We start from the raw sequence: 19,926 nt of genomic DNA, 5'->3' as shown, positions 1-19,926 counted from the left end.
GCGGGCACGCCCCCGGGACGCCGACGGAGCCGCCTGACTCCCGGACGCCGGCGGGCCTGCCGGACAGCCCGGCGGTCCACCGTCGTGCAGCGCGGCCCTACGCGGTCGATCGTCAAGCGTCGACGCTGTCCTTCGGAGACGGGTCGACCGCCGCGCCCTCGGCCACTTCCTCGGCCTCACGCGCCACCTGCCGCCTGGAGGCCACCAGGCTGGTGATCGTGGTGATGATCAGGATGCCGCAGATGAACACGAGCGACAACGGAGTGGAGATCTCGGGGACCGGGACGCCGGACTCGTGCAGGGCGTGGAGCACGAGCTTGACGCCGATGAAGCCGAGGATCACCGACAGGCCGTAGCTGAGGTGGACCAGCTTCTTGAGGAGTCCACCGATCAGGAAGTACAGCTGGCGCAGGCCCATCAGCGCGAACGCGTTGGCCGTGAAGACGATGTACGGGTCCTGGGTCAAGCCGAAGATCGCCGGGATCGAGTCCAGCGCGAACAGCACGTCCGTGGTGCCGATGGCGAGCATGACGACCATCAGCGGGGTCATCACGCGCTTGCCGTTGACCCGTATGAAGAGCTTCGTGTCGTGGTACCTGTCGGCGACCCCGAACTTCCTCTCGACGGACTTGAGTAGACGGTTCTCCTCGAACTCGTCCTCCTCGTCGGAACGCGCCTCCTGGATGAGCTTCCAGGCGGTGTAGATCAGGAACGCACCGAAGATGTAGAAGACCCACGAGAAGCTCGCGATGATCGCGGCGCCGGCCGCGATGAAGACGGCCCGCAGGACCAGGGCGATGAGAACGCCCACCAGCAGGACGCGCTGCTGGAGGTGGGACGGTACGGCGAACTTCGCCATGATCAGGACGAAGACGAAGAGGTTGTCGACACTCAGCGACTTCTCGGTGATGAAGCCGGCGAAGAACTCGCCGGACGCCTGACTCTCCCCGGCCAGGAGCAGGCCGAGGCCGAAGAGCACGGCGAGGACGATCCAGACGACCGTCCAGATGCCCGCCTCCCTGATCGACACGTCGTGCGGCTTGCGTCCGATGAAGAAGTCGACCGCGATCAGGGCGGACAGACCGAGAATGGTCAGCGCCCACAGGGTGAGTGACACGTTCACTGCGCCTCCGGCGTCGTACGGCTACTGATCAGCGTCGTCGCTGCCGGAGGTCTCTTCCACCCGGGCGCCACACTGCCGCACCGCGGGCCGGCGCCCCGGGACCGGGCTCTGTCCGTCCGTCCGTACTGACGGGAACGCCGCAGGTGGGAGTACTCCCCTCCGCGCAAAGAACTGTACAGGAAAGACCAAAGGAAGGTAAAGAGAAAGGCAATGTAAAGGTCAAATATGCAGGTCAGGAGGTCCGTCATTTTGCCGGGACGCTGGGATCCGTCCGGGAAACCCGGCGAGGCGGGGAAGAGCCCCGGCAGCGGCCGACCCGGCGTGCCCGAGGGGCTTCACCACCCGGCGGGTTTCCGGGCCGACCACAGCCCGGGGCGACCGTACCGACGCCTCCGCCAGTGGCTCAGCGGCGCCAGGTGTGCCGGGCAGCGGCGGCCTGGGAGAGCACGATCCGAAGGACGTCGCTGCCCGGGGGAACCGCGGGCGGCTCGTACGTCCAGGAGTGTTGCACCCACGGATCCGCCAGATGATCGTCGGGCACCGGCGTGATCCGCAGCAGGGAGCGCCACAGCGGATCGAGCAGCGGACCGTACGCGCTCGCGTCCTCGCGGTCGGCGACCATCAGCAGGTGGACGCCGACGGCCGGTCCCTCGTCGGCGAGGTAGCGCAGTTGCGTCACCGCACGGTCGTCGAAGCCGTGCGGGAAGTCATTGACGACCAGCAACTGATGGGCCGTGTCCAGATCGGGCGGCAGTGCGTCGGCCGCTCCCCCGCGCATGGCCATCTGCACGAGGTCCACGCGCTGGGTGAGCCGACCGAGCACAGAGGAGACACCCTGGGCCCCCACCGCAGGAGGCTCGTCCAGCACACCGGACTGCACCAGCGGGGCCAGGGAGGCCGCGGCGGAGCCCGCGGGGTCGATGACGTGCACCGTGAACTCACCGGCCGGATAGACCGCGAGCAGCCGCGCGGCGTGGGAGACCGCGGCGTCCACGGCGCGTGCGCGCAGCTGCGCATCGTCCAACAGCGAAGCTTCCTCGGAGGCGCTGCGTCCGCTGTCCACCCACAGACCGCGTTCGAGCGGCAGCCTGACCAACATCGGGATGCGCAGCTGCGGGCGTTCAGGGAGGTGCAGGTCACCCAGACGCAGGGCCATGGGGATCTCCATCGGGACGCGGTAGCCGTGCCAGACGGGGTTGTCCCACCGGGCGAACGCCGGCGGCAGCGCGGGTTCGACGACCTCGGACTCCGCGATCAGCTGGGCGAGGTCGCGCTCCAGCGCTTCGCGGGCCCGTTCGGTCAGCTCGTCGTGTTTGACGCGGGCCGCCTCGCGCGCGGTGTCCGCCGACCCGCCCATCCGGTTGCGCGCGTCGGACAGGGCCCGGTCGAGCTCCTGGTCGAGCCGTGATTCGGCGAAGTCGACCGCGCTCCGGTACGCGGCGACCGTGCGGGCCAGGTCCTCGAACATGCCCCACACCTGGTTGTAGAGCCGCTCCTCCATGGTCCAGCCGGTGGCGTCACCGGCGACCGGAGGAGCCGGGCGCCCCGGCTCCGTGGGTGGTGCGACCGGGGGCGGCGGAGGAGGCGCGGCAGGCTGCCGCCGTGGATCCACATAGCTGATCGGGTCGTTGTGGGCCTGGGTCTGCGCCTGCGACGGGGGCTGCGCGGCCTGCGAGGCGGCACCGTCCGGCGGGATGTCCGCGGCGGCGAGGCCGTGTGGCGGCACCGCCTGCGGCGACGCGGCGACCGTGTGGCCCGGAGCGGCAGCGGGGTCTCCGGCAGCCGTGCCGGCGGCAGCCGCAGCAGCGCCGTGACGGACCTCGGTGGTGACGGGTGGCGGTGTTCCCCCGGTACGGGCGAGGTCGAGGGCGACCGACTCCTGGACGGCGGCGGCCACCTCCGCCGACCGGTCGAGTCCCTGGTCGGCGAAGAGGGCCGCGAGGCCGCCCGCGTATCCCTGCCCCACGGCCCGGACCTTCCACACGTCGTGGCGGCGGTAGAGCTCCAACGCGATGACGGCGGACTCCACATCGAGGCCGGTGACGGTGTAGCTGACGATGTCGGCGCCGTCCGGCCCCGAGACGGCGACGAACGGAGCGGCGACGGCACCGAAGCTGCCCGGGGCTGTGGGTCCGATCGGTAGGGCGAGGAGGACGGTCACCCGATACACCGCAGCGGGCACGGCGTCCAGGTCCACGGTGAGGCGGTGGTCGGTGGCGGCCTGCCGGGAGACCTCGACGCCGGGGAGACCCGGCTGGACGGGGTGCGCCACCCATTCCGCGCCCGCCACACGGCCGTTCTCGTCGCCGAGGGCCACTCCCACCACGACGGACTCGCCGGCCGACACCCGGATCTCGAGTGCGTTGTGGGGCAGCGGGTGGTTCTGTCCCCGGACCAGCTCCGCCGTCATTGGCTCTGTCCCCTCGGTGGTGTGCGGGTGGCTCCCGGCGGCGTGGTACCTCCGGGAGCTGCGCGTCGTACGGCTGAGGCCCCGCCTTACAGGTGCGGCAGGATCGCCGGCATCAGGTCCTGGAACGTACGGCCGTTGGCCGAGGTGCCGAGCGCGGTCATCTGCCAGCCGGCACCCGCGCGGTGCACCTTCGCCATGATCTGGGCGGTGTACTGGCCTCCGCCGTCCAGCGTGTAGCGCGCGAGCTCCTGCCCGTTGGTCTCGTCGACGAGACGGCAGAAGGCGTTCTGCACCTCCTGGAACGTCTGGCCGGTGAACGAGTTCACCGTAAAGACGATCTGGTCGATGTGGACCGGTACTCGCTGCAGGTCCACGAGGATCGCCTCGTCGTCGCCGCCCTGGCCGGCTCCGCCCACGAGGTTGTCACCGGTGTGCCTGACCGATCCGTCGTCGCTGACGAGGTGCCGGAAGAAGACCACGTCCACGGGTTGCTTGTCGGCGAAGAGCACCGCCGAGGCGTCCAGGTCGATCTCGCGGGTGCGGGAGCCGAACAGACCACGCCGGGGCGCCGCCTGCCAGCCGAGGCCCATCCGCACCGCGGTGAGGGTGCCGCCGCCCCTCTTCTCCAGGCTGATGGCCTGTCCCTTGGTCAGATTGACGCCGGGACCCCCGGGCGTCCCGCCCTCGGATACGTCCACCACGCGCTGTCCCCTCTCCATGGTTCCCCCGCAACCGTCCATGTGTGCGGTTGTCCTGCACCCTACGCATTCGGGCCGACAGCACGGAGACTTGGTCTGGTTTTGTGGCGGTGTTGAGACACACCGAACATCGGTCCGCCCACGGAATCACAACCGGAGCACCGGACACAGCCGGACCGTGCCGCACCCGGCGCCGCGGCCTGCGGTACGCACGCACCGTCCGCCCCTTGCGGACGGGCACGGGATGGCCGCAGCACCGGGCGACGACGGCAGCCACAGGTAGCCGGCGGCACCCGTCGTCACCGCCGCCCCCGTACGTGCCGGACGCACCCGTACGGCCCCGCGTCATGCGACACGGCGTCAGACCGGCCCCGTGTCAGGCGATCCCGGCCTCCTTCATCTGCCGCAGCTCCTTCTTCAGTTCGCTCACTTCGTCGCGCAGCCGTGCTGCCACCTCGAATTGGAGCTCCGCGGCCGCCGCGCGCATCCGGTCCGTCATCTCCTCGATGATGCCCGCCAGTTCGGCCGCGGGCCGATCACTGGTGAGGTCGCCCTTCCTCGCAGCGGCCTTACCGCCCTTGGCTCCCTTGACGGAGTGTGCCGCGAGGGACGGCACCGGTGCCTTGGCTGCCTTGCCGTCCTTCCCCTGGCGGTACCCCGTGCCGAGGAGCTGCTCGGTGTCGACCCCCTCGCGGGCGATCGTGGCCACGATGTCGTTGATCTTCTTGCGGAGCGGCTGCGGATCGATGCCGTTCGCCTTGTTGAAGGCGATCTGCTTCTCCCGCCGGCGGTTGGTCTCCTCGATGGCCTTCTCCATCGCCGGGGTGACCTTGTCGGCGTACATGTGGACCTGACCGGAGACGTTGCGCGCCGCACGGCCGATCGTCTGGATGAGCGAGGTCCCGGAGCGCAGGAACCCCTCCTTGTCGGCGTCGAGGATCGACACGAGGGAGACCTCGGGGAGGTCCAGGCCCTCGCGGAGCAGGTTGATGCCGACCAGGACGTCGTACTCACCGGCGCGCAGCTCGCGCAACAGTTCCACCCGGCGGAGGGTGTCGACGTCGCTGTGCAGGTAACGGACCTGGATGCCGAGCTCCAGGAAGTAGTCCGTGAGGTCCTCCGCCATCTTCTTGGTGAGCGTGGTGACCAGGACGCGCTCGTCCTTCTCGGTGCGCGTGCGGATCTCGTGCACCAGGTCGTCGATCTGGCCCTCGGTGGACTTGACGACGACCTCGGGGTCGACCAGGCCGGTGGGCCGGATGATCTGTTCGACGAAGCCGTCGGAACGCGAGAGCTCGTACGTGCCAGGGGTGGCGGACAAGTACACCGTCTGGCCGATCCGTTCCTGGAACTCCTCCCACTTCAGTGGCCTGTTGTCGAGTGCGGAGGGCAGCCGGAAGCCGTGGTCGACGAGGGTCCGCTTGCGCGACGCGTCGCCCTCGTACATCGCGCCGATCTGCGGGACCGTCACGTGTGACTCGTCGATGACGAGGAGGAAGTCCTCCGGGAAGTAGTCGAGGAGCGTGTTGGGCGGGGTGCCCGGGTCGCGCCCGTCGAAGTGCATCGAGTAGTTCTCGACCCCGGAGCAAGTGCCGATCTGGCGGAGCATCTCGATGTCGTACGAGGTACGCATCCGCAGCCGCTGCGACTCCAGCAGCTTGCCCTGCTTCTCCAGGTCGGCGAGGCGCTCCTCCAGCTCGCGCTCGATCCCGTTGACCGCCTTCTCCATGCGCTCGGGGCCTGCGACGTAGTGGCTGGCCGGGAAGACGTACAGCTCCTGGTCGTCGCTGATGACCTCGCCGGTGATCGGGTGGAGCGTGGAGAGCGCCTCGATCTCGTCACCGAACATCTCGATGCGCACGGCCAGCTCCTCGTAGACCGGGAAGATCTCGATGGTGTCGCCGCGGACCCGGAACGTGCCCCGGGTGAACGCCGTGTCGTTGCGCGTGTACTGGATGTCCACGAAACGGCGCAGCAGCTGGTCGCGGTCGATCTCCTCGCCGACCTTCAGCGGCACCATGCGGTCCACGTACTCCTGTGGCGTGCCGAGGCCGTAGATGCACGAGACCGAGGCGACCACGATCACGTCCCTGCGGGTGAGCAGCGAATTGGTCGCGGAGTGGCGCAACCGCTCCACCTCCTCGTTGATCGAGGAGTCCTTCTCGATGTAGGTGTCGGACTGCGGGACGTAGGCCTCGGGCTGGTAGTAGTCGTAGTACGAGACGAAGTACTCCACCGCGTTGTTCGGCAGGAGTTCGCGGAACTCGTTCGCCAACTGGGCGGCCAGCGTCTTGTTGGGCGCCATGACGAGGGTGGGGCGCTGGAGCTTCTCGATCATCCAGGCCGTGGTCGCCGACTTGCCCGTGCCCGTGGCACCGAGCAGGACGACGTCCTTCTCACCAGCGCGGATGCGCTTGTCGAGCTCGGCGATGGCCGTGGGCTGGTCACCGCTGGGCTGGTAGGGGCTGACGACCTCGAAGGGCGCCATCGAGCGTTCGATCTGGGAAACGGGCCGCATGCACCCACCGTACGACCCACCGCTGACAGCCGTGTGCGACCGCGGGAGTGGTCAGAAGGGCCGGGAGCGTTGCGAGGTGCGGTGGGCGGTGTGGGACGGCTCCGCCGACCAGTACGCCGGCTCGCCGTGCGACCGCGCGCTCCGCTGCGTCGGGACCCCAGGGCGCAGGGCGAGGCCCGGGGCGCCTGGGAACTGCGGCTCCTGGTGACCCATGACCGCCCCGCGGCCGAGCACCACGACCACCCCGGCCAGCACCAGGAAGAGGGCAGGGCCGATCAGCATCGGAGCGATGAGCGTCGCGGGCGAGCCGTCGAGGCCGGATTCCGGAGCGCCGTCGTGGACGTGGACGCTGACGGCGGCCATGCCCGTGTAGTGCAGCCCGCCGGCAGCAAGGCCCATCATCAGACTGGCTCCGACGCTCGACGAGACGCCGCGGCCGGACACGGCCGCCCAGAGCGCGGCGGTGGCCGCCGTCACGGCGATCACTACGGAGAGGGAGACGGCGCGGGTGTCGTACTCCAGCGTCCCCTGGAGTCGCATGCCGGCCATGCCCAGGTAGTGCATGGAGGCGATTCCGAGCCCGGTGATCGTCCCGCCGGTCACCAGCGACATGGCGGACGCACCGCGGTACCCCACGACGAAGATCCCGAGGCCGGTCATGAGGACGGCGACGCCGAGGCCGGCGAAGGTGACCGGCCAGTCGTACCCGACGGCGGCCTCCTCGACGGTGAAGCCCATCATGGCGACGAAGTGCATCATCCAGGTCCCGGACCCGATGGAGGCGGCGCCGAGCGCCAGCCATCCCGGTTTGTGGGCGCCCCGGGCACGGAGTGACCTGACGGTGCAGCGCAGTCCCAGGGCCGCACCGAGGCAAGCCGCCAGGTACGCGGCCACGGGCGTGGCCAGGCCGTGGCTGAAGCTGTCTACAGTGCCCTGCATCCCTGTCTGCCCTTCGCCCCTCGCACCACAGGTCCCCTGTGCGCCCTCCGTCGAGGGAGCCCTGTCCGGCGAGGGTACGGCGAGCAGGTCGGCAAGCAAACAGCAGGGCAGAGACATATCCGGGGGTAAACGGGGGGGAAATGGTGGAGCCGGCACCTCATCGCGGCGGATTCGTTCACGTTGTGACCGTCCTGCGGCGGTCGGGAAGGCCGCGGCACGTCGGTGTGCCGTGGTGGGAGGACCCCCGCCGAAGGTCTCCCCGGGAGGCCCCGGGCGGTCGGCGGCGCCGGGGACGGTCCGGGCCGGACCGGGCGAGGTGCCCGGTCCGCGGCTGCCGGGGTGGGGCCGCGACGCGAGGGGACCCGGACCGCGGCTCCCGTGGCCGAACGAGGTTATCCACAAGCCGGCACGGCTGTCAGCGCGGCCTCGTACGGTGGACGGCATGAAGACCTTCGAGTGGACGGTCGTGGACTCGGACATCGGGCCGCTGCTGCTCGCCGCCACCGGCGGCGGGCTGATGAACGTCGTCTTCCACGCCGACGCGGCGGTGCGCGGGACGGCCCTGCGGCGGCTCGGTGCACGCTTCGGTGTCGAACCGGCAGGGGCAGCGCCGGGCTCGGCCGCACTCACCGAGCCGATACGCCAGCTCGCGGAGTACTTCGCGGGGCGGCGCCAGGAGTTCGAGCTGCCACTGGACTGGTCCCTCACGTCCGGGTTCAACCGCGAGGTGCTGCGCGAGCTGGCCGAGGGCGTTCCGTACGGGACGGTAGTGGGGTACGGCGACCTGGCGGTACGGGTCGGCCAGCCCGGAGCGGCCCAGGCGGTGGGCGCGGCGATGGGCGCCAATCCGCTTCCTCTGGTGGTGCCGTGCCATCGGGTGGTCGAGAGCGGCGGGGGTCTCGGGGGATTCGGCGGGGGTGTGGAGACCAAGCGCCGACTGCTGGCGTTGGAAGGGGTGCTACCGGAACCACTGTTCTGACGGCATGCAAGGGGCCGGGGGCGCTCGAGCCCGGGCAGGAGGGACGGGAGCGGGCGCACCGCCCGCGCTCCCACGAGACGCGGAGGGCAGGGGTCCGAGCGCTGCGGAGGCCGTGGCGCGGGGGGCGGTCGCGTCGGGGCCCGGACCCGCGGTTCCGCACAGTAGGTGTAACTGGCACACTGCGGCAGTGGCCACCACGTCCCCAGACATACCCGTAGCCGCCGACCGCGTGGACGTGTCCGCGCTGCGGCGGCGCATCACGCCCGTGCTCATCGTCAGCCAGATACTCGGTGGCCTGGGCGTCGCCACCGGCATCGCGCTGGCGTCCGTACTGGCGCAACAGATCAGCGGTACCGAGGCACTGTCCGGTCTGGCTCCGACGGCAACGGTGGCCGGGACGGCTCTGCTCTCCGTACCGCTTGCCGCGCTCATGACAGCTCGCGGAAGGCGCCCCGGGCTCGTGTTGGCCTACCTCATCGGGGCGGTCGGTGCGTGTGTGGTCGTGCTCGCCTCGGTGCTCGGGAACTTCCCGCTGCTCCTGGTGGGCATGGCCGGGTTCGGCGCGGCCTCGTCGGCGAACCTGCAGGCACGGTTCGCCGCCGCGGACCTGGCGGAGCCGCAGCGCAGGGCGAGGGCCATCTCGACGGTGGTGTGGGCGACGACGATCGGCGCGGTGCTCGGGCCCAACATCGCCGCACCCGCCGGGCGGAGCGTGTCCGGTCTCGGCATCCCGACGGCGGCCGGCCCCTTCGCCTGGGCGGCTGGTGTCTTCCTGCTCTCCGCGCTCGTCGTCGCCGTGCTGCTCCGACCCGACCCGCTGCTGACCGCACGTGCTCTGGCGCCGGCCGACGAGGTGGGAACCAAGGGGCGATCACTGCGGGCGGGAGTTCAGGCGGTCCGGAAGTCGCCCGGAGCCCGGCTCGCCCTCGTGACGGTCGCGGTCTCGCACACCGCCATGGTGTCGATCATGTCGATGACGCCCGTGGCCCTCAGCCACCACGGCGCGGGCATCGAGCTGATCGGCCTCGTCATCAGCGGCCACATCGCCGGCATGTACGCCTTCTCCCCCGTGATGGGCTGGCTCTCCGACCGGCTGGGGAGGCTCTCGGTGATCGGACTCGCCGTGGGGCTGCTCTCGGGTGCCGCACTGCTGGCCGGAACGGCAGGGGCGAGCCACGGCCGCAGCGCGGCGGGGCTGTTCCTGCTGGGGCTCGGCTGGTCGGCAGGCCTCGTCTCGGGCTCCGCCCTCCTCACGGACTCCGTTCCCGCCGGCGCCCGTGCGGCGGTCCAGGGCCTCTCGGACCTCACGATGAACGGGGCGGCGGGCATCGGCGGTGTCGCGGCGGGGGTCATCGTGTCGAACGCCGGTTACGGCTGGCTCAACCTCATCGGGGCGAGCCTGCTGCTGCCGCTGGCCGCGTTCACCGTCCTCCGGGCGGTCGGCCGGCGCCGCTCCGGAGAAAGGCCCACGGTCGATCCCACCGTCTGAAGCCGGACGGCAGCACCCACGCGGCGGCGACGGCGAGATATCCGCGCTGCACCGCGCCCGGCGGTACGGAGGCTCGTCCGAGCATCAGGAACACGGCGGTCCGCCCGGACCACGGGCGTCCATGGCGCGGGGCTCAGAGGGTGATGTGGTAGGCCTTGCGGAGTGTCTCGTGCACCGTCCAGGTCGTGCGGTCACCCTCGCGCAGCACGCAGGCGTCCCCCGGCCCAACCTCCAGCGTGGCCCCGCCGTCGACCTCGACGGTGGCGCGCCCGCTGACCACGACGAACAGTTCGTTGGACTCCGTATCGGTGACCACGCCCGGCGTGATCTGCCAGATCCCGCGCAACTGCCTGCCGTCCTCGGACTCCCACAGCACCTTGCCGGTCACGACGGGCGCACCGGACACCACCTGGGTCGGGTCAAGTGGCTCGACCTCTAGCTCAGCATCGGGAATGTGCACAACGAACGAAGGAGAAGTAGGCCCGGCAGCAGACTGATCAAAGGTTGTCATGGCGCGTCACCTTAGCGGGCTGGGGTTCCTCCTGAGGGCGCGGGTCATCGTGAGCCGGTGGGTCCGCACGTGCCACACTCCCGTGTCACCGTCGTCCCCGTGCCGCCACGGTCCGGGTCAGCGTCGGGACCACGCCCCTTCCTCCGTCCTCCCATCGTGCCCGGCTCCGCACCACCGCGCGTCCCGGAGCACCGCACGGCCCGTCGGCCGGCGTCGTCCTGGGCAGCGCGATCGTGGAGCCCGCCCCGCCGGCTCCGTCCCGAGCGCGCGTGGCGGCCCCGCGCCCGTACCCCACGGCCCCGCGCCCGTCCCCCGCGGTGCCTTGCCCGTACCCCACGGTGCGCGTACCCGCCGTGCGCGTACCCGCCGCGCCGATGCGCATGCCGACGTGTACCGGCGACCGACCGAAGAAACGTTTGCGCGAGCCTTCTCCGTGCCAGGGATGGGACATGCCCGAGACCATTCTCACGCTGTCGGAAGAAGTACGGGAAGCACTCGCCGCCCGCCGCCCCGTCGTCGCCCTGGAATCCACGATCATCGCGCACGGCCTCCCGCGCCCGCGCAACCTCGCGGTCGCGCGGGAGTTGGAGGGGCTGGTCAGAAGCAGCGGTGCGGTGCCGGCGACCATCGCCGTACTGGACGGGCGGCCCCGCATCGGCCTGACCAAAGAAGAGTTGGAAAGGATCGCGACCGACCCGGACGTCCGCAAACTCGGGCACCGCGACCTCGCCCCCGCCCTGACCTCCGGAGCGAGCGGTGCGACGACCGTGTCGGCGACGGCGTTCCTTGCAGCCCGTGCCGGCATCCGCGTCTTCGCGACCGGCGGGCTCGGCGGCGTGCACCGCGAATGGACGCTCACCCAGGACGAGTCGGCCGACCTCCAGTTGCTGGCGCGGACCAGGATCGCCGTGGTGTGCGCGGGGGTGAAGTCGATCCTCGACGTCCCGGCGACGCTCCAACGCCTGGAGACGCTCGGGGTGGGCGTCCTCGGCTACGGCACGGACCGGTTCCCCGGCTTCTACCTGGCGTCCTCCGGGGAGCCCGTCGACTGGACGGTGCGCACGCCGCGGGAGGTGGCGGAGGTGATCCGGACGCAGGACGCGCTGGGCGGTCCCGACGTGGCGCTGATCGTGGCGAATCCGGTTCCGGAGGACGAGCAACTGGATCCTCAGCTGCACGACCGGGCCCTTGCCGAGGCGCTGGCCGAATGCCGTGAGCGGGGCATCACGGGACAGGCGGTCACGCCGTTCCTGCTGGACCACCTGATGCGACGCACGGGGGGCGCCTCCCTGGAGGCCAATCTGGCAGCGGTCCGCGGCAACGTGCAGTTGGCGGCTCTCGTCGCGGCGGCGCTGTGACGGGTCCCGCGAGGGGGACGCAGGCCCCGGCGGGCGGCGCGCTCCTGGTGGTCGGTGACGTGGCGACCGACGTGGTCGCCCGGCACGGCTCGGCGCTGGCCCACGGCACGGACACCGCGGCGGAGATATGCACGCTCCCCGGCGGGTCGGGCGCCAACGCGGCGTGCTGGGCGGCGCACTCGGGGTGCGCGGACGTCCGGCTGCTCGGCAGGGTCGGCACCGACGCCGCGTCCTGGCACGGCGCCCTGCTACGTGACGCGGGCGTGCACCCGCTACTGGTTGCCGACGGCGAGGCGCCCACCGCCACCGTGGTCGCCCTGGTCGACGCGAGCGCCGAGCGCACGTTCCTCACCGACGGCGGAGCGGCGCTGCGGCTCTCCCCGTCCGATTGGTCGCCGGCCCTCCTCGACGGGGTCGCCCGGCTCCATCTGTCCGGGTACCTGTTCTTCGCGGACAGCAGTAGGGAACTGGCCGCATCGGCGCTCGCGGACGCACGAGAGCGCGGCGTTCCGGTCAGCGTCGACCCTGCGTCGGCGGGTTTCCTCGCCGGCTTCGGCGTGGACCGCTTCCTGTCCGCCACCGAGGGCGTCGGGGTGCTGCTGCCCAACGCCGACGAAGTCCGCGTCCTCACCGGTGTCCCGGACACCGCAGACGCCGCCGCCAAGCTGAGCCGCCACGTACCGCTCGCCGTCGTGACGCTCGGCTCGCAAGGGGCGTTGGTGGCGGAGTCGGGATACGTGACCGCCACGATCCCGTCGGTCCCGGCGGCGGCGGTCGACTCGACGGGCGCCGGCGACGCCTTCACCGGCGCGTTCCTCGCCGCCCTCCTCTCCGGCGCCACACCGGCCGTTGCCGCCGAGCGCGGCTGCCGTGCCGGCGCGGAAGCGGTCACCCGGCGCGGCGGCCGCCCGCCGGGACGCGCCCCGGACCACCCCGCCGACTGACCGCCCGGCCCGCGCGGGGGTTGGCCCCGGTCCCGGCACGGCCGGCCGCTCGGCGTACGGAGACTTCCGGCCGGTGGGCCGTCCCCCGTGCCGAGGGGTCGGCGACCCGCACGGACCGCGGCGGCGGGCGGAGAGCCCCCGCACCGGACGAGGCGGAGAGCCCGACCGGATCGTGCCGCGCGGCCGGTCGTGCGGGGCTCAGGACGGGCTCCCCGCGGACCAGGGGTCGTTCCACGCCGGGTGCCGCGGATCGTCGGTGCGGACCACGACGTCCGCCACCGCCGCCGGGTCGACATCACTCTCGTACCGCTCGAAGGCGCGGAGGGTCCATGCTTCCCGCTCCTCGGTTCGGCGGCGCAACGCCGCCGGTGAGAGCCGTAGATGAACGGTCAGGTCGAAGGGGAACCAGCGTCCGAGCAGCAGCGGGCCGTGCAGCACGAGGACCCCGCCGGGCGGCAGTTCGCGGTACGGGCTGCGGGTCGCGCGGTCGGTGGACGGGTCCCACAGGTCGAGCAGGACGCGACCGGAACCGCCCGGCTCCAGCGGACCGAACACTTCACGCCACAGCGCGCCCGTGTCGAACCACCCGTCGTAGTACGTGTCCGGGTCCTCGCGCCCGTACTCGTACCGCAGCGAGGCAGGCCGTAGGAATCCACCCGTGCCGGCCACCAGCACGGAACGCCCGCGCACCCTGAGTGCCTCGGCGAGCGCGCCCGCCGCTGCGGCCGGCCCGGCGGCGGGCGCGCCGTCGACGGCGACGCGCAGCCAGGGGCTGCCGTCGGCCGCTGCGCTGTCCGCGACCCGGTCGGCGACGGCTTCGGTCAGCCGCTCCCAGGAGATCGGTTCGAGCCTCATGGTTCCATGATTGTCGGCCGGGCACGCTGCCGGTGTCGTGGCGCGGTGGTCACCGCCGCGGACCCGAGCACCGCGCGCATCCTCGTCCTCTCGCCGGCGGCACGGCTCGGATTGCCGCTGGTGGATGCAGGACCTGCCCAACCCCACCGCGGGCCCGTGTCAACCGCCGCAGGCCCCGCGCAGGGCGTTCGCCAGGGCCCCCTCTCCCGACGCCTTGATCCGTCCCTCCCGTACACCGTCCTGGAGAGTGAGGCTGCCCCTGCTCACGGCGAGACACGTGTCGGCGTCCAGTTCGAGCCGCACCACCGGACCCGGACCCGGCACGGGTCCGTCGCCGTACGCCGTCCCCGCGACGGCAGCCCCAGAACTGCCGCCAACGGGACCGGACGGAGCCGCGGCGCCCCCGACGCACATGTGGAACACCCCTTCGGGCAGCCGTACTTCCACCACTCCGGCCGCTCCGGCGGCTTCCAGGCAACGACGCAGCGGAACGGCGAACCAGTGGGCGCGTACCGCGTCCGTGGGCCTGGGCCCGGCGAGTTCCGACGCGCCCCACTCCGCCAGGGCCGCGAGAACGGGCAGCAACGCCGCACCGCGTTCGGTGAGTTCGTAGACGAACACGGAGAGGGGAGCGGGGAGTCGGCGCCGCAGGGCCAGTCCGTCGCGTTCCATGTCCTTGAGCCGGGACGCGAGGACGTCGGTACTGACACCCGGCAGGTCGGCGTGCAGATCGGTGTAGCGACGGGGACCGGCCAGCAACTCCCGCACGATCAGCAGGGTCCAGCGGTCGCCCACGGCATCGAGGGCGCGGGCGGCGGCACAGTACTGGTCGTAGCTTCGGCGGCGCGGAGGACGTGGCATGCACGGCAGTCTAGACCGGGTGTTGGACTTTCCAAGCGTCGACTTGGTAAAACCAAGTATCACCGTTTCTGGGGAGGCCACGCGCATGGAGTTCCGGCAGTCGAGCAAGCTCAGCGAGGTCTGCTACGAGATCCGCGGTCCGGTGATCGAGCACGCCAACGCCCTTGAGGAGGCAGGCCACAGCGTCCTGCGCCTGAACACCGGCAACCCCGCCCTCTTCGGCTTCGAAGCACCCGAGGAAATCGTCCAGGACATGATCCGGATGCTCCCCCGGGCACACGGGTACACCGACTCGCGGGGCATCCTCTCGGCACGGCGCGCGGTGGCACAGCGCTACCAGTCACTGGGCCTCGGCGAGGTCTCCGTCGACGACGTGTTCCTCGGAAACGGCGTCTCGGAACTGGTTTCCATGGCGGTGCAGGCGCTCCTGGAGGACGGCGACGAAATCCTCATCCCCGCACCCGACTTCCCGCTGTGGACCGCCGTCACCACCCTCTCCGGCGGCAAGCCCGTGCACTACCTCTGCGACGAGGCCTCCGACTGGTACCCGGACCTCGACGACATGGCCTCGAAGATCACGGACCGGACCAGGGCCGTCGTGATCATCAACCCCAACAACCCCACCGGGGCCGTGTACCCGCGAGAGGTCCTCGATGGAATCCTCGACCTGGCCCGCCGCCACCAGCTGATGGTCTTCGCCGACGAGATCTACGACCAGATCGTCTACGACGACGCCGTCCACCACTGCGCCGCGGCACTCGCCCCGGACCTGGTCGTCCTCACCTTCAGCGGGTTGTCCAAGACGTACCGCGTCGCCGGCTTCCGGTCGGGCTGGTTGGTCGTCACCGGCCCCACGCAGCACGCGCGCAGCTATCTGGAAGGACTGACGATGCTCGCCTCCATGCGGCTGTGCCCCAACGCGCCGGCCCAGTACGCCATCCAGGCCGCGCTCGGCGGACGCCAGTCGATCCGTGAACTGACGGCACCCGGCGGACGGCTGTACGAGCAGCGCAACCGGGCGTGGGAGCGTCTCAACGAGATCCCCGGGGTCTCGTGTGTGAAACCGAAGGGTGCGCTCTACGCGTTCCCCCGCCTCGATCCCCAGGTGCATCCGCTCCACAACGACGAGAGGTTCGTCCTCGACCTGCTGCTACGGGAGAAAATCCAGGTCGTTCAGGGCACGGGATTCAGCTGGCCGCGCCCGGACCACTTCCGAATCCTCACCCTCCCGCACGCGGACGACCTCGACGCGGCGATCAGCCGCATCGGCCGCTTCTTGAGCGGATACCGGCAGTAGGAGGCCGCACTGCGGAGCACCGGACGGCAGGCAGCCTGACGAGGGGCACGCCGGACGATCCGGAACGGGACGGGGACGGGTCCGGGTGGGAAGCAGGAGCGGGTCCGGGGGCGTAGCCTGCCCCCGGACCCTGGTGGTGCCGCTCACGATCACACGCCGGCGCGCTTGAAGACCCGGGTCAGTCTCATTGCGTCGCGTCCTTCCTTTGGACCACCGCCGATCGAGCTCGGCGGACCAGATTCGAACTGGCATTTCGACGCACCAGGGCCCGGGCCCGGTCGATCCGGCGATGAGCGGCGAATGCTGAGTCTGGAGCGAGAGTCTGAGATTCATCGCGGTCTGCCTCTGCCGTGTTGGGCTACCCCGGCCCGGGGTCCGCATCCGCATCCGGTGCGGACGTGCGGGGAGTGCCGGGGGGAGGACTCGAACCTCCACTGGAACCGCGTGGTTCACGACAAGCTTCAGCTTCAGCTTTGCGCTCCTCGCGCACCCCGGTCGCGGGACTGCGGCCGGGGAGTCTGCATGGCTGCCTCCTCGCCGTCCTACTGGCCGAAGAGGTAGCCGAAGACGGCGTCGCCGACCAGCTGGTCGTTGACCTCCGCGCCGTTCGCCTCCTCGCGGGCGAACTTCACGGCCTGCTGGAGTTTCTCCACACGGTCCAGCAGTTCGTTGACACGGCGGGCGGGCAGCGCCCCGGAGAACTTCACCGTGGTCCAGTAGCCGACCGGGATGTCCTCGTAGTACACCTCCACCTGCGCCGGGTGCTTCTCGGTGGCCTCCGCCTTCACGTGGTTGCGGGGCACCTTCCTGGTCCGTACGGTCTTGACCGGCTCCGTCTTCCAGGAGTCCGTGGACGGGTCCTGGGACCACGACTCGGCGGCGTCCAGCACCGGGAGCCTGCGCACGAACGTGTTGATGTCCGTCAGCTGCTTCTCCAGGAAGAGCAGATAGGCGACCGGCACGGCACTCACCAAGACCCGCCCGTCGACGGTGATGTCGGCCCTGGCCGTGCAGTTGGCCCAGTCCTTGGTGGCGGTAACGTCGAACAGTCGGGTGAGCGTCCTGGCGGTGTCGCGCAGCACGCCCTCGACCTTGACCTGTACCAGCGTCGACTCGGGCGGCAGCTGCTCACCCTCCTCGTCCTTCGGCTGGTACGTCCGGGAGAGCCCGGCGAGCAGGGCCGGCTTCTGGAGACCGTGATGTGCTGCGGTGAGGTCCTGATGCGCCTTGGACTTGACGCCCTTCTCGACTGCGATGATCTGATTGAGTTTCGCCACGTCAACGAACGTACAGCGCGAACGTCCCTGCCTCGAACGATTATTGGACGGGCGCGGTGGGGCGGAGGAACGGGGTCGGGCGTGGAGGGAGCATTGCCGGTGGCTCCCCTGGTGGTCGTCGAACCTCGCAGACAACGGCACTGCGCCGAATGCCATCGAGGTCCGCTCCAGCGCATCGTGCTGGAGTTCAACAGCCCGCGTTGCCTTGACTGCGCCGACCTCGGGCATCTGCTGTTCCTGCCCCGGGGGAACGCAGCGCTGACCCGCCGGGCCCGGGAGGCGAGTTCCCTGTGGGCGGTCGTCGTCCGTCACAACAAGCAGCGGACGCGCTACGAACGCCAGGGCCTGCTCGTGGAGGAAGCCGCGCTCGCCCGAGCGGAGGCCGCCTGTCTGGCGGACGCCGAAGCACGGGCTCGACGGCGGGAGCGGGACGCTGCGCGGCGGGCTGCCGAGGACGTGCGGTTCACCGCCGCTCTCACTGCAGAGATCCTCCGGCTCTTCCCGTCCTGCCCGGCGGAGCGAGCCGGCGACGTCGCCGCACACGCCTCGGTGCGGGGCAGTGGGCGCGTGGGCCGCAGCGCTGCCGGGCGCGCCCTGGACGAGGGTGCGGTCACGGCAGCGGTACGAGCCTCCGTGCGCCACCGGGAGACGTCCTACGAGGAGTTGCTCATGAGGGGCGTACCCCGCCACGAGGCGCGCAGGCGGATCGCACGGGCCGTCGAAACGACGCTCGACCGGTGGCGGACTCCGTCGCCGCGGCAGAGTGGTCCACGGCACGGCGATCCGCGAACGACCGATCCGCCGCGCACATGACGTCGGGTCCGCCGTCCGGCCGGACCGGACGGCGGACCCGACGTCTGTCGGTCAGGCCGAACGGCGCCTGCGGTACAACACAGCACCGCCCAGCACCATGGCGGCAGCAGCCGGAACCGCGAGCCCGAGGGATGCCGGTGCACCGGTGTGCGCGAGCTGGGCCGCAGCCGGTGGTGCCTGCTCCGCAGCGGTACCGGGGAGCGGCGCCGGCAGGGTGACCGCCGGGGCGGCCGGGGGAAGCGGGGGAGCCGGTTCCGGTGCGGCCGGAGGCGTCCCCGGAGTGTTCGAGGACGCGTTGCCGACGGCGGGGTTGCCGATGCCGACCACGTTGACCGAGTTGCCGGTCACGTTCACCGGGACGTCGACGGGCACCTGGATCGTGTTCCCGGAGAGCACGCCGGGCGAATTCCCCGCCGAGCCTTCGGCGGTGGCACCGGAAGCGTCGGACTGCTCAGCGGTGTTCCCCGCGCCTGCGCCGTCGGCCGTCCCCCCGTTCGCACAGCCGTTGCCGACGGCCGGGTTCAGCAGACCGACCACGTTCACTGTGTTGCCGCACACGTTCACGGGGACGTGCACGGGGGCCTGCACCGAGTTCCCGGAGAGCAGGCCCGGTGACGCGACCGCGTCTCCGCGTGCGCCCGCGTCGGCGTGGGCGGCTCCGGCCGCGGCGAGGGCGCCGCCCGTGACCATGACGGTGACCAGACCTGTTCGGCGAATCTGTCTCATGGGTCCTGCTTTCAGGAGATCGAACACACGGGTAGTCGCCCGCACCGGAGATAACGCGATGGCGCCAACCGAGTTATGGCCGCCGACCGTTTCACCCGATCGGGCGGCCCGATCGTCGAACCCTCCTTCGCCGCGCGGATGTTCACCTCGGCTGCTGACGATCGGCTGCTGGAGTACTCGCTGATCAATTCCAAGGCTTCGCCACGACCGCGGCAACGGAAGAACTCAGGGACGAGGAAGGCGTCCTCGGTCATCCACTGTCAGCTCGAGTGATCGCTGTGATCGATTAGGGTCGTGCGATGTTCAAAGGAGAATGGGTAAAGCTGCGTGCGCTGCGCTCCGAAGACGCCGAGCACCACGTCCGTTGGCGCAACGACCCGGAGGTGGTGCGCTGGGCCGCTGGTGGTGACCCGTGTTTCGGCCCGGTCACCGCGGAGGCGATCGAGATCGGCTTCGAGACCATGCTGCGGCTGAGTCCGAGGGAGTCGGCCGTGTTCACGGTCGAGGACCTGGCGGACGGCAGGGTGATCGGCATGGCCGACTACCGGGACCTGGACCCCTACGCCGGAGTGGCCACGCTGGGAGTCACCATCGGCGAGCGGGACTTCTGGGGTCGCGGCCACGGAAGTGATGCGTTGCGCCTGCTCGTGGACCACCTGTTCGGTGCGTACTGCCTGAGCCGGCTGGAGCTGGACACCTGGAGCGGCAACGAACGCGCCGTGCGTGCCTTCACCGGATTGGGCTTCCGCGAGGAAGGCCGTCGACGGTCGGCTGTGCTGGTCGAGGGAGAGCGCTACGACCGCGTGCTCTTCGGGATGCTCCGCGAGGAGTGGGCGAACCCCGTGTGACGGCGTAGCCCATCTTCCAGCGGCGGTGTGCGCCCTGAGGGCGCGGGAGCGCCCCCGCCCTCAGGGCGCGGCGTCCGCGGTGGCGGGAGGACGCGACGGTGTCGGCGCGTCGTACGGCCACCGCGCGGTGCTGCTCGGAAGGGGTACGCCGGCTGCGCCGTGCAGGGGCGCGGTACACCGGGGGACGATGAGATCGGCGGGCTCCCTGTCGGGAGCCGGTCGGCCGGCCGCGGGAGCCTGCGACGCCGGACCCACCGGGCGGCCGGACGAGGTGGTCCCG

Annotated in this window: 18 protein-coding genes; 8 read left to right on the top strand and 10 right to left on the bottom strand. The window is 71.1% G+C overall.

Going from position 1 to position 19,926, the window contains the following annotated elements:
- Positions 1-112: 112 nt before the first annotated feature.
- From ACFXOM_RS05485 to ACFXOM_RS05465, 5 genes are all read right to left on the bottom strand, one after another.
- Positions 113-1,123, bottom strand: a complete 1,011-nt coding sequence (locus tag ACFXOM_RS05485; RefSeq protein ID WP_385037015.1) for a TerC family protein — start codon at positions 1,121-1,123, stop codon at positions 113-115.
- 403 nt (positions 1,124-1,526) lie between these two features.
- Positions 1,527-3,533 (bottom strand): TerD family protein, encoded by a 2,007-nt coding sequence (locus ACFXOM_RS05480; RefSeq protein WP_385037012.1) that lies wholly within the window; start codon positions 3,531-3,533, stop codon positions 1,527-1,529.
- A gap of 86 nt (positions 3,534-3,619) precedes the next feature.
- The gene (locus ACFXOM_RS05475; RefSeq protein WP_385037009.1) at positions 3,620-4,252 is read right to left on the bottom strand and encodes a TerD family protein; all 633 of its coding nucleotides are present in this window, start codon (positions 4,250-4,252) and stop codon (positions 3,620-3,622) included.
- 355 nt (positions 4,253-4,607) lie between these two features.
- A complete protein-coding gene (gene uvrB, locus ACFXOM_RS05470; protein ID WP_384935818.1) occupies positions 4,608-6,749 on the bottom strand; it encodes an excinuclease ABC subunit UvrB in 2,142 nt (713 codons plus the stop codon).
- A gap of 51 nt (positions 6,750-6,800) precedes the next feature.
- Positions 6,801-7,688, bottom strand: coding sequence for an MHYT domain-containing protein (locus ACFXOM_RS05465; RefSeq protein ID WP_384935821.1), 888 nt, complete (start codon positions 7,686-7,688; stop codon positions 6,801-6,803).
- A gap of 442 nt (positions 7,689-8,130) precedes the next feature.
- Between ACFXOM_RS05465 and ACFXOM_RS05460 the strand changes: the two genes are divergently transcribed.
- Together ACFXOM_RS05460 and ACFXOM_RS05455 are read left to right on the top strand one after the other, a co-directional pair.
- Positions 8,131-8,667 (top strand): methylated-DNA--[protein]-cysteine S-methyltransferase, encoded by a 537-nt coding sequence (locus ACFXOM_RS05460; protein ID WP_385037006.1) that lies wholly within the window; start codon positions 8,131-8,133, stop codon positions 8,665-8,667.
- Between the two features lie 187 nt (positions 8,668-8,854).
- Positions 8,855-10,156: an MFS transporter gene (locus tag ACFXOM_RS05455; RefSeq protein ID WP_384935826.1), complete on the top strand. Its 1,302-nt coding sequence runs from the start codon at positions 8,855-8,857 to the stop codon at positions 10,154-10,156.
- A gap of 133 nt (positions 10,157-10,289) precedes the next feature.
- On the opposite strand, the gene ACFXOM_RS05450 is transcribed toward ACFXOM_RS05455, so the two are convergent.
- Positions 10,290-10,667, bottom strand: coding sequence for a cupin domain-containing protein (locus tag ACFXOM_RS05450; protein WP_384935829.1), 378 nt, complete (start codon positions 10,665-10,667; stop codon positions 10,290-10,292).
- A 449-nt stretch (positions 10,668-11,116) separates the two neighbouring features.
- Here ACFXOM_RS05450 and ACFXOM_RS05445 point away from each other — a divergent pair, with 449 nt between their 5' ends.
- Both ACFXOM_RS05445 and ACFXOM_RS05440 read left to right on the top strand, forming a co-directional pair.
- Positions 11,117-12,025, top strand: coding sequence for a pseudouridine-5'-phosphate glycosidase (locus ACFXOM_RS05445; protein ID WP_384944786.1), 909 nt, complete (start codon positions 11,117-11,119; stop codon positions 12,023-12,025).
- Positions 12,022-12,969 (top strand): carbohydrate kinase family protein, encoded by a 948-nt coding sequence (locus tag ACFXOM_RS05440; protein WP_384935836.1) that lies wholly within the window; start codon positions 12,022-12,024, stop codon positions 12,967-12,969. Before ACFXOM_RS05445 ends, ACFXOM_RS05440 begins: the two co-directional genes overlap by 4 nt.
- A gap of 198 nt (positions 12,970-13,167) precedes the next feature.
- On the opposite strand, the gene ACFXOM_RS05435 is transcribed toward ACFXOM_RS05440, so the two are convergent.
- Both ACFXOM_RS05435 and ACFXOM_RS05430 read right to left on the bottom strand, forming a co-directional pair.
- Positions 13,168-13,824 (bottom strand): uridine kinase, encoded by a 657-nt coding sequence (locus tag ACFXOM_RS05435; RefSeq protein ID WP_384944788.1) that lies wholly within the window; start codon positions 13,822-13,824, stop codon positions 13,168-13,170.
- A gap of 159 nt (positions 13,825-13,983) precedes the next feature.
- A complete protein-coding gene (locus tag ACFXOM_RS05430; RefSeq protein ID WP_384944790.1) occupies positions 13,984-14,685 on the bottom strand; it encodes a winged helix-turn-helix transcriptional regulator in 702 nt (233 codons plus the stop codon).
- 85 nt (positions 14,686-14,770) lie between these two features.
- Between ACFXOM_RS05430 and ACFXOM_RS05425 the strand changes: the two genes are divergently transcribed.
- Positions 14,771-15,982: a pyridoxal phosphate-dependent aminotransferase gene (locus ACFXOM_RS05425; protein ID WP_385037003.1), complete on the top strand. Its 1,212-nt coding sequence runs from the start codon at positions 14,771-14,773 to the stop codon at positions 15,980-15,982.
- Between the two features lie 542 nt (positions 15,983-16,524).
- On the opposite strand, the gene ACFXOM_RS05420 is transcribed toward ACFXOM_RS05425, so the two are convergent.
- Complete coding sequence (locus tag ACFXOM_RS05420; RefSeq protein ID WP_384944794.1) at positions 16,525-17,259, bottom strand: hypothetical protein; 735 nt, start codon at positions 17,257-17,259, stop codon at positions 16,525-16,527.
- 99 nt (positions 17,260-17,358) lie between these two features.
- On the opposite strand from ACFXOM_RS05420, the gene ACFXOM_RS05415 reads away from it, so the two are divergent.
- A complete protein-coding gene (locus ACFXOM_RS05415) occupies positions 17,359-18,072 on the top strand; it encodes a DUF2293 domain-containing protein (protein WP_385037112.1) in 714 nt (237 codons plus the stop codon).
- Positions 18,073-18,123: 51 nt separating this feature from the next.
- Here the strand turns inward: ACFXOM_RS05415 and ACFXOM_RS05410 are convergent, their stop codons facing one another.
- Positions 18,124-18,798, bottom strand: a complete 675-nt coding sequence (locus ACFXOM_RS05410) for a chaplin (protein ID WP_384935854.1) — start codon at positions 18,796-18,798, stop codon at positions 18,124-18,126.
- A 75-nt stretch (positions 18,799-18,873) separates the two neighbouring features.
- On the opposite strand from ACFXOM_RS05410, the gene ACFXOM_RS05405 reads away from it, so the two are divergent.
- Both ACFXOM_RS05405 and ACFXOM_RS05400 read left to right on the top strand, forming a co-directional pair.
- Positions 18,874-19,071, top strand: a complete 198-nt coding sequence (locus ACFXOM_RS05405; protein WP_384935856.1) for a hypothetical protein — start codon at positions 18,874-18,876, stop codon at positions 19,069-19,071.
- Between the two features lie 26 nt (positions 19,072-19,097).
- On the top strand, positions 19,098-19,646 hold the full coding sequence (locus ACFXOM_RS05400) for a GNAT family N-acetyltransferase (protein WP_385037000.1): 549 nt from the start codon (positions 19,098-19,100) through the stop codon (positions 19,644-19,646).
- Positions 19,647-19,926 lie beyond the last annotated feature (280 nt).

It is taken from the genome of Streptomyces sp. NPDC059169 (assembly GCF_042755225.1).
Lineage (GTDB): Bacteria > Actinomycetota > Actinomycetes > Streptomycetales > Streptomycetaceae > Streptomyces.
The sequence above is the reverse complement of the archived record's forward strand: the minus strand, read 5'-3'. Positions and strand labels throughout refer to the sequence as shown.